At 54.8% G+C, this 12884-nt stretch carries 11 protein-coding genes; 5 read left to right on the forward strand and 6 right to left on the reverse strand.

The window, feature by feature from the left end:
- Nucleotides 1–167: 167 nt before the first annotated feature.
- A complete protein-coding gene (locus K0H79_RS04225) occupies nucleotides 168–1439 on the reverse strand; it encodes a multifunctional CCA addition/repair protein (protein ID WP_220078086.1) in 1272 nt (423 codons plus the stop codon).
- 252 nt (nucleotides 1440–1691) lie between these two features.
- Here K0H79_RS04225 and K0H79_RS04230 point away from each other — a divergent pair, with 252 nt between their 5' ends.
- Both K0H79_RS04230 and K0H79_RS04235 read left to right on the forward strand, forming a co-directional pair.
- Complete coding sequence (locus K0H79_RS04230) at nucleotides 1692–3518, forward strand: ExeA family protein (protein WP_220077435.1); 1827 nt, start codon at nucleotides 1692–1694, stop codon at nucleotides 3516–3518.
- Nucleotides 3518–4630, forward strand: coding sequence for a general secretion pathway protein GspB (locus K0H79_RS04235; RefSeq protein ID WP_220077436.1), 1113 nt, complete (start codon nucleotides 3518–3520; stop codon nucleotides 4628–4630). Before K0H79_RS04230 ends, K0H79_RS04235 begins: the two co-directional genes overlap by 1 nt.
- Nucleotides 4631–4712: 82 nt before the next feature.
- On the opposite strand, the gene nhaD is transcribed toward K0H79_RS04235, so the two are convergent.
- Nucleotides 4713–5960 carry a sodium:proton antiporter NhaD gene (gene nhaD, locus K0H79_RS04240; RefSeq protein WP_220077437.1) on the reverse strand — a complete coding sequence of 416 codons (1248 nt, stop codon included), beginning with the start codon at nucleotides 5958–5960 and terminating at the stop codon, nucleotides 4713–4715.
- Nucleotides 5961–6479: 519 nt separating this feature from the next.
- Between nhaD and K0H79_RS04245 the strand changes: the two genes are divergently transcribed.
- Complete coding sequence (locus tag K0H79_RS04245) at nucleotides 6480–6665, forward strand: hypothetical protein (protein WP_220077438.1); 186 nt, start codon at nucleotides 6480–6482, stop codon at nucleotides 6663–6665.
- 196 nt (nucleotides 6666–6861) lie between these two features.
- Here K0H79_RS04245 and hemL read toward each other — a convergent pair whose 3' ends face one another.
- The 3 genes from hemL to K0H79_RS04260 form a co-directional block, all read right to left on the reverse strand.
- The gene (gene hemL, locus K0H79_RS04250) at nucleotides 6862–8145 is read right to left on the reverse strand and encodes a glutamate-1-semialdehyde 2,1-aminomutase (protein ID WP_220077439.1); all 1284 of its coding nucleotides are present in this window, start codon (nucleotides 8143–8145) and stop codon (nucleotides 6862–6864) included.
- 30 nt (nucleotides 8146–8175) lie between these two features.
- Nucleotides 8176–9195: an aspartate carbamoyltransferase gene (locus tag K0H79_RS04255; RefSeq protein WP_203326185.1), complete on the reverse strand. Its 1020-nt coding sequence runs from the start codon at nucleotides 9193–9195 to the stop codon at nucleotides 8176–8178.
- Nucleotides 9196–9335: 140 nt separating this feature from the next.
- The gene (locus tag K0H79_RS04260; RefSeq protein ID WP_220077440.1) at nucleotides 9336–11051 is read right to left on the reverse strand and encodes a chloride channel protein; all 1716 of its coding nucleotides are present in this window, start codon (nucleotides 11049–11051) and stop codon (nucleotides 9336–9338) included.
- A gap of 108 nt (nucleotides 11052–11159) precedes the next feature.
- On the opposite strand from K0H79_RS04260, the gene K0H79_RS04265 reads away from it, so the two are divergent.
- Together K0H79_RS04265 and erpA are read left to right on the forward strand one after the other, a co-directional pair.
- The gene (locus tag K0H79_RS04265; RefSeq protein ID WP_220066933.1) at nucleotides 11160–11963 is read left to right on the forward strand and encodes a DUF6776 family protein; all 804 of its coding nucleotides are present in this window, start codon (nucleotides 11160–11162) and stop codon (nucleotides 11961–11963) included.
- Nucleotides 11956–12306 carry an iron-sulfur cluster insertion protein ErpA gene (erpA, locus tag K0H79_RS04270; protein ID WP_220066934.1) on the forward strand — a complete coding sequence of 117 codons (351 nt, stop codon included), beginning with the start codon at nucleotides 11956–11958 and terminating at the stop codon, nucleotides 12304–12306. The genes K0H79_RS04265 and erpA overlap by 8 nt, the downstream gene beginning before the upstream one ends.
- A 146-nt stretch (nucleotides 12307–12452) precedes the next feature.
- Here the strand turns inward: erpA and K0H79_RS04275 are convergent, their stop codons facing one another.
- Nucleotides 12453–12875 (reverse strand): hypothetical protein, encoded by a 423-nt coding sequence (locus K0H79_RS04275; RefSeq protein WP_220077441.1) that lies wholly within the window; start codon nucleotides 12873–12875, stop codon nucleotides 12453–12455.
- Between the last annotated feature and the right edge of the window lie 9 nt (nucleotides 12876–12884).

Here is a 12884-nt window from a genome sequence, read left to right on the forward strand (position 1 = left end):
CATAGGTTGGATTTGACATTTCAGCTGCCAGGCAACTGAAGCCGGCTAATTATGTCATAGCCAAAAATTTTTGCTACGAATATCCATCAATTCGCTTGATAACCATATCTAAAATTCAGTGAATTGCAAGTTTCAAGTAGAGATTCCACAAGTTTTAAGCAGAAATTTCACGCTTCTAGGTCAGAATTTTTCACCGATGAAGCTTTTGATTGATTTTGGACAGAGTTTTTTATCAATCCTATTTCCGAAAGCCGGCGTTTCGCCAATTCATTTTTGATTTCAGCCCCGGTAAAACCGGCGTCAATTATTTCCCGAACGTCAATTTTTTGGGTCGCTTTATAACAGTCCAATAAATATTTTTTCTGAGGATAGGGGTTATTTTCGAATCCGGTTCGTCCTTTAATGTCGGCCTCGCAGGCATCCAATACCAGAGGTAATCGTTCGGGCTTGCGCCACAGATCCAATTTATCAAACAGTCTGAGAATGGTGTCGGCCCTGAGCTCAAACGCATTATGAATGTTCTGATGCTCGTCGCTCACCCAAAGCGCCAGCTCTTTATAGTCCGAGGGCACTCTGAATCTGTCACAGAGTGCTTTGATGAGGGGTAATCCCTTTTGACCGTGGCCATGGTGTTTGGGCCAGAGTGCCTTTGGGGTGATGCCCTTGCCAAGGTCATGTACCAGGGCGGCGAACCTGACTTGCTTATTGGGAGTGAGTTTGGCGGCCTGTTCCAGCACCATCATGGTGTGCACCCCGGTATCAATTTCAGGATGCCACTGTTCAGGCTGAGGCACACCGAACAAAGCGTGGATTTCCGGAAACAGCACCTCAAGCGCACCACATTGATTAAGAACGTCAAAAAAAACCTGGGGACTGTCGCAGCCCAATACCTTCTCCAGCTCCTGCCAGACACGCTCTGCGGTCAGGTGCAAAAGCTCGCCACTTTCAGTGAGCTGACGCATTAATGTCAGGGTCTCAGGGGCGACGGTAAATCCCTGAGGCGCGAAACGGGCAGCAAAGCGGGCGACGCGCAGCACCCGGAGCGGGTCTTCCACAAAGGCCCCGGAGACATGCCGTAACAGCCTTGCTTCAAGGTCGGCAACGCCCCCCCAGGGGTCATGCAGGCTGCCATCCTCTGCCATGGCTATTGCGTTGATGGTCAGATCCCGGCGCTTGAGGTCTTCTTCGAGGGTCACGTCGGGGCTCGCATGACAGACAAAGCCGCCGTAGCCGGTGCCGCTTTTTCGCTCGGTGCGGGCAAGGGCATATTCTTCCTGGGTTTTGGGGTGCAAAAATACCGGGAAGTCTTTACCAACCTGACGATACCCTGCCGCCAGCATTTCCTCTACGGTTGCGCCAACCACCATATAATCCCGGTCTTTAACCTCAAGACCGAGGAGTGAATCCCGAACTGCGCCGCCTACCAGATAAGTCTTCAATGTGTTATCCATCCAACTGTCATACAGTTAGCTTAACACGAGCACCGGAATAACAGTGACAGCCCGTGGACCATACTCATACCTGGTTTTTAGCGGCAGATAAGCTGATGCGCAATAAAACCCCGCCTATGCCTCAAGGCCGGGGAGACTTTTTGACATTGACCGCCACTGGCATTACCTTGGCTCCACTCGCTGTATTCAGGTGGCCAGAGCTGCTGGCACTGGGCGGTTCCCAAGAAGGATAGATAAGGCATGTACAAGGCGTTTTATGGGTTAAAGGACAACCCATTTTCCATTGCACCCAATCCAACGTATCTGTTCCTCAGTGACAGGCACAGAGAGGCGCTTGCCCACCTGACCTACGGGCTTGGCGAAACCGGCGGTTTTGTACTGCTGACCGGTGAAGTCGGCACCGGCAAAACCACTGTTTCCCGCTGCCTGTTGCGTCAATTGCCCGAAACTACTGATACTGCTTTTATTCTGAACCCGGCCCTGACCGAACTTGAGCTGCTGGCCACCCTTTGTGATGAACTCAAGATCCCCTATGGCGAATCACCCAGCCTTAAGCGGCTGACCGACCTCATCAGCGGCTTTTTGCTGAAAAACCACAACGCCGGTCGTAATACCGTATTGATTATCGATGAGGCCCAGCACCTCAAGGCCGAGGTGCTCGAGCAGCTCAGGCTGCTGACCAACCTCGAAACTGATACCAAAAAGCTGCTGCAGGTGATTTTGATTGGCCAACCTGAGCTGCAGCAACTCCTTAAGCGTCAGGAGCTCAGACAGCTCGCTCAGCGCATTACAGCCCGTTATCACCTGTTACCCCTTACCGCAGAAGAAGTCGGCCTGTACGTGCAGCACAGGCTGCAGGTGGCAGGGCGGTTTGAGCCCCTGTTCAACGCAGGCGCCATCACGGCGCTGCACAAGGCCAGTGGCGGTATTCCAAGGATCATTAATCTGCTGTGCGAGAGGGCGCTGATGGCGGGCTTTGCCCAGAGCCGGGTGCCTATCAATAAGCAGATGGTGCGTCAGGCTGCCGTTGAAGTTCTGGGACTCGAACCCCAAAGACCATCCTGGTACGAGCGCCCACTTCCGCTGACGCTCGCCACAGCCCTGACCTTTGGCGTGGCGCTGTATGGTTTTAATTACTTCAATCAACCCGTGACGGCGGCGACATCCTTCGCGTCTCCCATCGCGGACGCCCCTGTGCAGGCTGCGCCTGAGTTGCAGCAGCCTGAGTCGCAACCGACGGTAACAGTGAATCAAAACGCGATTGAGTCCTTGCAAGCAGAATCGACAGGAACCTCGTCTGGTGCACAATCCGAAACAATGATTGTTAGCCCGGCAGATAGTGCCACGGATAGCACCCAACAAAACCAGGTCTCGGCAGAAAGCTCGCCCATCAGCCGCATCACGGATGCCGGGGCCGAGCTGGCTGAACTCGAAGCCCGTCAGGCAAAAGTGCGCGAGCGGGTGCTGACGGACGCTGTGGCACAAAGCCGCAGTTTGGATACGGCCTATGCCGCACTCTTCGGAGCCTGGGGCCTGGCGCCGATAAAAGATCTCAGCCCCTGCGAGTCGGCCCGTGAGCAAGGGTTGTCGTGCTTCCAGCAGCAGGGAACCTGGTTTAATCTGGTCAAGCTTAACTATCCGGCGGTGGCCTACATGATGGATGACGCCGGTGGTGAGTTCTTCGTAACCGTGATTGAACGGGATGGAGATGAGCTCCTGGTGCAACTGGCCGAACAGCAACTTTGGGTTAACCGGGATTGGTTTAATCGCCACTTCACGGGGACCTTTGAGCTCTTTTGGCAGGCGCCTGTCTACAGCCCTCGGGAAATCGGTATTGCGTCACCACAGCCAGAGGTTCAATGGCTGGAAAACGGTTTGGCCAAGGTCGACAAAATCACCCCACGATTGGTCAATGAATTTGATACAGAGCTTGAGAATCGCCTCAAGTTATTCCAGCGTCAGCACGGCCTCAAGGCCGATGGTATCGCTGGCAGTCAAACCCTGCAGCAACTCAACCTGTACCTGAGCAATGAAGGTCCACGCCTGGTTCAGGGAGGGCTGTACTGATGTCTATCCTGCTTGACGCTGTAACGCGCAGTAAGCAACAGGAGAACGGCTTTGATCCCGTTTCCAGTCCGCGTCCACAGTATCGACCCGAAAAGGCGCCCATCCGGCCGGGAAAACTGCTGCTATTGCCTGCGGCGCTGTCGCTGGCGGTGGCGGCGGCCTGGGGAGTTAACTTCTGGATTTTGCAGCCTGCGCCTCAAAGCAGCCTGCCGTTGGTAACTCAGGCTGGGGAGGCGCGTACCGGCAATGGCCCCTCAGGCTCAGCCCACGCTGTTATGCCTCATTCAAATCCAGCCTCCACTCAGGCCTTGGCGGCGCGAATACCGGTCACGCAAGCCCATTCTGAGCCGGTCATTTCCGCCAGCAGTGATACGGGCAGCGGTGTGCGTCTTGCGGGCAAGGCGGCGCTGCCAGCTCCGGTAAACCTGAGCACCGACTACGGCGTGGTCAACCAGGCGCCCGTTGCGGTCGACCCCGATGCGGGTCTCAGCTATGAAGTGGCAGAAGAAACCGCTGAGGCAAGGGCTGCGCGATTGGAGGCCCTGATGGCCGCCGGGGTGACCGACGACCAGCGCCGAGCCTTCGATGAAGTGATGCAAATTGAGGAGTCGCGCCCAAGACAGGTATTGACGCAGAGCCAGAATGTCAGGGCTCCCCGTGATCAGGGGATGGCCGCCCTGCAAGCTGAAGTGGACAAAGCGGCGGCGGAGTTTGGTCTGCAACGCACTGAACCCAAACCAGCCTCTCGCGGCGACAGCAATACGCTCAGTGGTGATGCGCTGGTGCAGGCATTTGAGGCCGCGCTCAAAGAAGTGGAGTTTACCGAGTCGGCAAACCGGGATGTTACGCCAGCGCCCGTATCGACCATTCCGCAATCTTCCGATTATCCCAGATACGGTGATTTACCTGCGGGATTGCAGTTGCAGGTACCTGAATTCAATATCATGGCCCATGTGTACTCCAATGATCCCAGTCAGCGTTGGCTGAATGTGGATGGCGCTGAGTTGCAGGAGGGGGATAGCATCAAGGGCTCACTGAGTATTGTCGAAATTCGACCACGGGATGTGGTGCTCTCCATCGATGGCACGGCCTTTAAAGTGCCGGCTATCTGATGCCGCTGAGCTTGGTGTGAACAGCACCCAATAAAAAAGGCGCCCAGGGCGCCTTTTTTTATGTCTGCATTCCGACTAAGCATCAGCCATAAAACTGATAGGCAATCAGCAGTGTCAGGCCATAGCCTACCACGTAAGAGAGCAGCAGAGACGGTACGTACTTGAGGTAGGTGACGAAAGTCAGTTCCTTTACCTTGCTCATGGCAATGATACCGGCCGCTGAACCAATCACCAGCAGTGAGCCACCCACACCCACGGCATAGGTCAGACCCAGCCACTCGGGCGTTGACAGCACAGGCTCTGCCTTCAAAAGCGCTGCGGTCAGAGGCACGTTATCCAGAATCGCCGAGCCCATACCGGTGACAAAGTTGGAGATATTGGGGTCATGCATGGCGTAAACCTGGGTCAGCAGCTCCAGGGTGCCGATTTCTTTAAGCATGCCAACCAGCAGCAAGATACCGAGGAAGAACAGCAGGGTGTCGTATTCCACCTGGCGAATATATTCGAGGATCTTGATTTCTTCCTTGTCGGTGCGAATGGTATGGCCCACGAGGAACATTACCGACAGACCGGTCAGGAAGGTCAGCACCGGCGGAATACCAAAGAGAACGTTCAGCGCCATGGTCATGATGATGGTGATAAAGAAAATCGCTGCAATGGCGATATCCACCGGCTGATAAGCCCGCTTGATGGGGGTGGTGCTCACTTCGCCTTTGGCATTCATGGAGAACAGGATTGCCAAGAGGAACACGCTCACCGCAGCAGGGATAAAGAGGATCAGCAGTTCGGAGATGTGTACGTGGCCTGAGAGGAAGATCATCAGGGTGGTCACGTCACCGGTGATAAGGGCCACACCGCCTGAGTTCACCGCAAAGATAATGAGCACCGCCATCCGGCGACGCATTTGTTTATCCAGCTTGAAGGTGGTCAACAGCCCCAGGGATACCAGGGTCGCGGTTACGTTATCACAGAAGGCCGACAGGATAAGGGCAAACAGCGCCACCTGGATCATCAGCATCCGCACTGATACCCGCTGTGGGAATATCTTCTGCACCATTATCTGGATCATGCCTTTGGCGTTGAGGTAGGCCACAAAGGTCATGGTCGACATCAAAAACAGCCAGAGGGTGGCAATTTCAAGCAGGTTTTCATTGAGTTCATGGGCAACCAGCTCAGTATGCTCACCACCGCCGGAGGCGATAAACAGGGTTACCCAGGAAATACAGCCAAGAAACAGGGTCGTTTTGGCTTTGTTGAGGTGAGTCACTTCTTCAAAGATGATACTGAGCAAGGCCAGTATCGCCAGAATGATCAGAAAGGTATGGAGCATAAAGGCACGTCCTACTGCTGATTCGGGGTCCGTATCGCCTGTATAAACAGGCCTGAATAACGAGCTGAATCAAGGATTGATTAAGCCGGTTATGTTATCGCCGCCAGGGGCGTGCGGATCAGACCATAACCGCCATGAGAACGCAACTGTTAACCACTAGACAATTTGTCTAAGAATCGTGAACTCTGTCACGGGAAATTGGCGGGTAACCAGAGTTTATTCCTGGGGTTTTGTGAACCTCTGGTAGTTTGTGCTAACGCCCGCAATGCGCCGACTCGATGCATGGACAGATATACTGCTTGTTCGTCAGTTCAATGTGCCAAATGTTATTTTGTTGTAACGGATGAAGTCGTCACTGATACGGGGGCTCGTACCTTAAAAGCCGCGGGCCATTTTGATATCGGCTGCACTTTCAAGTGATTGCAAATTGATACTGTCCAACATTTGATTGTTGGATTTTTAAGCTGTACCTTGCGCGCCCATAGAGAGATTGAGGTCATTGATGGGGAGTCGCTGAAAATGCAATTTCTGCTGAAGAGCGTTTTGCTGCTGGGTTCGCTGGCATGGCTGGTGGTCAGTGCCAAGACCTTGCTGAGTCTTGGGGTGATGGAGAATCCTTCGATAATGAAGGAACACCTGCTTGTGGTGGCGCAAGTGGTGCTGGCAGTTCTGATACTGCGCAGCGTTGCCGGTAAACGCAGCTAGCCTGCTACGTCAACCAAATTACTTGAGACCGTTTGTGTCAAGCCCACCGGCTGGCAGAGCATTCATGCCAAAATAACGATGCAAGCCCACATAAACTCGCGGGCTCATATAAACGAGCTCATACAAAAAAAAGGACGCCAATGGCGTCCTTTCGTTTTGCAGTGCCCCGGTAACGGCGAGCGTCAGGGCGTTGCAGTTACTTCATGCGCGCCAGCACGCGGTCAGCGGCGGCCAGGGTTTCTTCAATTTCCTTGTCACCGTGGGCCATAGACAGGAAGCCTGCCTCATAAGCGCTCGGTGCCAGATATACACCCTCGTCCAGCATGCCGTGGTAGAAGGCGCGGAAGTGGTCCATATTGCAGCGGGTCACCTGGTCAAAACGGGTGATGTGCTGCTCGTCGGTGAAGAAGAAACCGAACATGCCGCCAACATAGTTAATGGCCATTGGGATACCATGCGTGTCGGCGGCGGCCTTAAAGCCTTCGGCGATGCGCTTGGTTTTGGCAGCCAGTTCTTCATACAGGCCGTCGGCGCACAGAGCGTCGAGCTGCGCCAGACCGGCGGTCATGGCAATGGGGTTACCAGACAGGGTGCCTGCCTGATACACAGGGCCTGCCGGAGCCAGATACTGCATCACTTCTTTTTTGCCGCCAAAGGCGCCAACAGGCATACCGCCGCCAATCACCTTACCCAGGGTAGTGAGATCCGGGGTCACACCGTAGTGGCCCTGGGCACCGCTTCTGGATACACGGAAGCCGGTCATGACTTCATCGATGATAAACAGGGCACCGTACTTGTCACAGAGGGCGCGCAGGCCTTCCAGGAAGCCAGGCACAGGTGGAATACAGTTCATGTTGCCGGCAACCGGCTCGATGATGATACAGGCGATATCTTCCGGATACTGGTCGAAGAAAGACTGCACAGATTCCAGATCGTTATACACGGCAGTGAGAGTGTGTTTGGCGAAATCTTCCGGGATACCGGGTGAGCTTGGCTGACCCAGAGTCAGGGCGCCGGAGCCGGCTTTCACCAGCAGACAGTCGGCGTGGCCGTGGTAGCAACCTTCAAACTTAAGGATTTTGTCGCGCTTGGTATAGCCACGGGCCAAACGGATGGCACTCATGGTGGCTTCGGTGCCGGAACTCACCATGCGCACCTGATCCATGGAAGGCACCATTTCGATGACCTTCTCGGCCATGATGACTTCAAGCTCGGTGGGGGCGCCGAAAGACAAACCATTGTGAACGGCTTTAAGCACGGCTTCGCGAATGGATGGGTGGTTGTGGCCAAGGATCATCGGGCCCCAGGAGCCCACGTAATCGATATAGGCCTTGCCGTCGGCGTCATAGATATAAGCGCCATCGGCCTTTTCGATAAAGCGAGGGGTACCGCCCACGCCATTGAAGGCGCGCACCGGTGAGTTAACGCCACCGGGAATGGTTTTTTTAGCCTGTTCAAACAAGGTTTCGGAACGGGTCATGTATCAATCCTTTAAGTCAGTGGCCGACCCTTAGAAGTCAGCCTTGCGTGAATACCAGTTAACCGGACACTCGTACTTTTCCAGCTGCTCGTCCACGCCCAATGTCAGGGCAAACAGTGCCATACGAATGAGCAGCCCGTTATCGGCCTGGCGGAAGATGGCCAGGTTCGGATGGCTGTTCAAATCGTTGTCCAGCTCGTTGGCCTGGGCACGTGAGTCCCGGGGGAGCGGATGCATGATCACCGTATTGGACTTACAGTGCTGGGTGTAAATGCTGCGGTTGAGACGGAACTTGCCGCGATACTTGTTGGCTTCATCCTGTGAGGGAAAGCGCTCTTCCTGAATTCGGGTCAGGTACAGGATGTCGGCCTTGTCCAGATTGCCTTCCAGCTGATCGGTTATTGTGACCTTATGACCGGCATTTTCAATGTCGGCTATCACATAATCGGGCATTGCCAGCTCTTTGGGAGAAATCAGGGTAAAGCTGACATTTTTGTACAGGCACAGCAGGCGCGACAGCGAGTGTACCGTGCGGCCAAATTTGAGGTCGCCCACCATGGCGATGTGCATGCCGTCAATGCTCATACCGGCGTGGCTCAGTTCTTTCTGGATGGTGAACAAATCCAGCAGTGCCTGAGTCGGGTGTTCGTTGGGGCCGTCGCCACCGTTGATCACCGGCACCCGGCTACCCTCAGCGAATTCGCGCACCGAGTATGCATCGGGATGACGCATGGCAATCACATCTGAGTAAGTCGAGAGCACACGGGCTGTGTCGTACAGCGATTCACCCTTGGACAGTGATGATGAGGCCATGCCCACGGTTTCGGCCACGCGGCCGCCCAGCAGGTTAAAGGCACAGCCAAAGCTCACCCGGGTACGGGTGCTGGGTTCAAAGAACAGGTTCCCCAAGATGGCACCATCCAACACCCGGGTACGTTTTTCCCGTAACGCATAGGGCGCCATACGCTCGGCAACATTGAAAATAGTGTGAATGGAGTCCAGATTGAACTGGTTTACGGAGAGGATGTGAGATCCTTTGAACTGAGTCATCAGCCGGCTTTCCAATTGCTGTGGGAGGGAGTGGCGATAAGGCCTTTCCGCCCCTGGTTTATGTAGGGTTTGGCTGAGGCGCAACTATAGCAGAAGGGGCAGCGCTTTGAAATGGCGACAGCTAAATTACCTGCGGCCCATCACACCTGACCGGAACGAATTTCCTGTTGCAGTTTGGTCCAGCCGATAACGCCGACCAGGTTATCTTTATCTCCCTGATAAATATAAACTTCGCCAGTTCGCTTCGGTGAGAGGATCTCGTAGGCTTCGTTTAATGTGGCGGTATCGGGCAACCCTTGCATCGGCTGACGCGACAGCGTGGTGCTGTCTTCAAAGGATTGCATTTCCAGGCGCAGCATCTGGATTTCGCCCTCGGCGCTTCGCACCATTACAGGGCGACCCTCGGCGCGCTTCATCACCTCAAGAAGCAACTCGTCATCGTTTTTCACCACCACGAAGCGCCTGTCCATCAGAGCGCGCACGCCGGTTTTTTGCAGCCCCTGATTCACAGGTGGCACCTTATAACCCAGCCCCATGATGTCCAGCTGCCTAAAAAACACCGACTCGGTTTGAAACCACTGATAGGCCACCAGAAACGCCGGAATAGTTACGAACATGGCAGGCAAAATAATGGAGGCATCGTTGGTAAGCTCCAAGAGCGCCACCAGGGCCGCCAGCGGCGCGCTCAGGCATACTCCCATCATGGCCGTCATGCCAATCACGGTATAGAGCCCCACGTAGGGCGCAATTGAGGGAAATACCATGGCGCTGATAAGGGCGAGAATCCCCCCCAGCAGGGCGCCGATGCCGTACAGTGGGCCGATAAGTCCGCCGGGAATGCCAAGGCCGATGGCGGCAATGGTGGCAATCATCTTGCCAATCAGCAAGGCTATCAGCAGCAAGAGCCCGGGGTTATCGGCAATGACCGCATTGATGGCCAAATCCCCCGAACCCAGCGCCTGGGGCAGGGCGATGCCGACAACAGTAGTGATACTGCCAGCCAGCAGCAGCCGGACTATCAGGGGCCAGTGCTGGCCAGTGGCGGTTACTTTGAGCAGGGTCCAGTTAAAGGCGGCGGCAGCGCAGCCCAGCCCCACGCCGCCCAGGGCCAGCAAGGGGTAGTGATCCAGCGGGATATGAAACACTTGAATGGCATCGTATTCGTGCACGTTGCCGAATACCAGCTGGCTTGAGAGGGCGCCGCAGATAGCCGAGATCATGATGGGAAAGAAGTAATGGATTTTGTATTCCCGCACCACTACTTCAAATACAAATACCACAGCCGCCAGCGGTGCGTTAAAGGTGGCCGCAATCCCGGCGGCTATGCCGCTGGCACACATGATGCGCACGCTGTTATCGGGGAGTTTGAACTTTTCCGCCAGTACGCTGGCACTCACTGCGCCAAGGTGAATGGCCGGGCCTTCACGGCCCACAGAGAAGTTGGTGGCAAGGGCAATCAGCGCCTGAAAGAACTGCCCGGGGGCAGATTGCAGAGGAATTTTGCCGTAGTGCAATTTAAAGCGGTGCAGCACATAGGCGATACCCATGCGCCGGTAACGTTTGGAGCCGATTGTTGCAACCAGCCAAATCAGCAGGGCGCCCATAAGCGGCAGCAGCGCCCGCCAGTCGTACACCATGGCTTCCATGTCCATACGTTCTATGCCGGAGTAGTGGTTGGCGCCTTCCAGCAGCAAGCGGAACAAAATAATGACCAGGGACGCAATAAGCGCGAAACACAAGGCCAGACCACACAGTTGCAGACTGATCCGCGCCTCGGACAGCTTGTCTCTGAGTTCTGTGTGAAAATATCTGAGGGCGAGTCGACGCATCGCCTCGAGCCGGGTCTTTATCTTCATGCCTGCCCTGTGCATCGGCCCCGGGTGCTGGCCTTTGCCATGCTTATGCTGTTATTCTGCCCCGTCGAAGGTCCGGCGGACCGAAAGTTACTAAGAGGCTGTTATTCAATGGCGAATTATCAACGTTGGCTCGATAGGCTGCAAGTGATGGAGCGCAAATTCCGCCCTTCGAGCTGGTATTTGTTTTTGTTGATGCTGGTCGCGTTTTTACTGGGTGCCCTTAGCTACCATTTGACTCTGTCGATGGAGCAACCTGTGTTGAATCTCGGTGGCGGCAGGGCCAAGCAGTTGGCCGAGGAGCTGAAAACCCAAAATCAACTGCTGGCGAGTCGCAATCTGGAGCTGGCCGTGGAGAAGGAAGCCAACGTCCAGATGCAGACCATGTTCACCGAGCAGGCCGCCAAACAGCGGGAGCTTGAGCGGGAGCTGGCGTTTTACCGCGCTGTGATGGCGCCCAACGAAAACGCCGAAGGCGTTACCATCCATGGGATGGAGCTCACCGCATCCCCGGTTGAGGGGCAACAAAGGCTCAAGGTGGTGTTAACCCAGCTGCAAAAGCGGCGGCAAAACATCAAAGGAAGTCTGGATTTAACCCTGGTGGGTCTGGTGGACAACAAGCTGACCAGTCTGCAGCTGCAAGATGTGGGCGCCAAGCTTGATAATTTCGACTTCCGTTACTTCCAGGTGCTTGAAACGCCTGTGACATTCCCGGCAGAGTTTCAATTGACGACCATCAAGGCCAAGATACGTGTCTCCAAGGGGCGTTATAATCAGGCCGCCCTGGCAGAGCAGGAATTCAGCCTGCCGATGCTGACGGGGGAGACAAAAGAGCCCGGTATAATACTTGAACAAAATAGTCAGGTAACGGATAATTCCGGGCAGCAATCTGAAGTTCGAGGTAGTAATGACTGAACAAGCTGACGTAGCCATGCCCATCTCTTTTACCGATGCAGCGGCTGCCAAAGTTAAGGCTCTGCTCGATGAAGAGCAGAATGAAGCACTCAAGCTGCGTGTTTATGTTACCGGCGGTGGCTGTTCTGGGTTCCAGTACGGTTTCACCTTCGATGAAAAGGTGAACGACGGCGATTTCACCGTGGAAAAGCAGGGTGTTCAGCTGGTGGTCGATCCCATGAGTCTGCAATACCTGATGGGCGGTGAAGTGGATTACACCTCAGGCCTGGAAGGTTCACGCTTCTTTGTGAAGAACCCCAACGCCACCACCACCTGTGGCTGTGGCGCCAGCTTCTCTGTGTAAGCTCTTTTGCCTTTTAATAAAAAAGCCGCCCTAAAGGCGGCTTTTTTATTTGGCGATTCGGCGGCTTAACTTTTTACGCATCCGCATCCGCATCCGCATCCGCATCCGCATCCGCATTACGCATCCGCATCAGTCACGAATACCCATCAGCTCATCAGGTTGAAGTTTTGAGCCCGATTGAAAAACTTACCTACCTTGTGCGTAAACACCAGCCAAACCTGCACCATGCACAGCGCAATCAGGACGGCGAAAATGGCATAGTCCGATGCCTCGAAGGGCATTCCGGCAAGGTTCAGCGTATTGGGACCTGTGGCCACATCATCCCCTTGATCCAGAATGAAGGGCAGCATACTGACCATGGCAAGTTGCACCAGGGTGTAACCCCTGAGAAACCACAAGCCTGCGCGTTGGCGGGCAAATACCGCCACCACCATCAGCAAGGTCAACAGGCAAAAGATCACACCCTGTTTGGCTACAATGCCACTCACTGCCGCAGCAGTATAGAGAAACATCAATGCTATCAAGCGCTTGGGCATGGGCGTTGCCTTGGGAATGCTCTGCTCTGTCATGCATCCCCC

The organism is Shewanella sp. FJAT-52076 (assembly GCF_019457455.1).
Classification (GTDB): Bacteria; Pseudomonadota; Gammaproteobacteria; order Enterobacterales; family Shewanellaceae; genus Shewanella; species Shewanella zhangzhouensis.

Bases quoted from the DNA above. Each gene is read 5' to 3' on its own strand.
- K0H79_RS04235 (WP_220077436.1), top strand. From the start codon at position 3,518: ATGTCTATCCTGCTTGACGCTGTAACGCGCAGTAAGCAACAGGAGAAC.
- K0H79_RS04245 (WP_220077438.1), top strand. From the start codon at position 6,480: ATGCAATTTCTGCTGAAGAGCGTTTTGCTGCTGGGTTCGCTGGCATGG.
- K0H79_RS04260 (WP_220077440.1), bottom strand. From the start codon at position 11,051: ATGAAGATAAAGACCCGGCTCGAGGCGATGCGTCGACTCGCCCTCAGA.
- K0H79_RS04230 (WP_220077435.1), top strand. From the start codon at position 1,692: ATGTACAAGGCGTTTTATGGGTTAAAGGACAACCCATTTTCCATTGCA.
- K0H79_RS04275 (WP_220077441.1), bottom strand. From the start codon at position 12,875: ATGACAGAGCAGAGCATTCCCAAGGCAACGCCCATGCCCAAGCGCTTG.
- erpA (WP_220066934.1), top strand. From the start codon at position 11,956: ATGACTGAACAAGCTGACGTAGCCATGCCCATCTCTTTTACCGATGCA.
- K0H79_RS04265 (WP_220066933.1), top strand. From the start codon at position 11,160: ATGGCGAATTATCAACGTTGGCTCGATAGGCTGCAAGTGATGGAGCGC.
- nhaD (WP_220077437.1), bottom strand. From the start codon at position 5,960: ATGCTCCATACCTTTCTGATCATTCTGGCGATACTGGCCTTGCTCAGT.
- K0H79_RS04255 (WP_203326185.1), bottom strand. From the start codon at position 9,195: ATGACTCAGTTCAAAGGATCTCACATCCTCTCCGTAAACCAGTTCAAT.
- hemL (WP_220077439.1), bottom strand. From the start codon at position 8,145: ATGACCCGTTCCGAAACCTTGTTTGAACAGGCTAAAAAAACCATTCCC.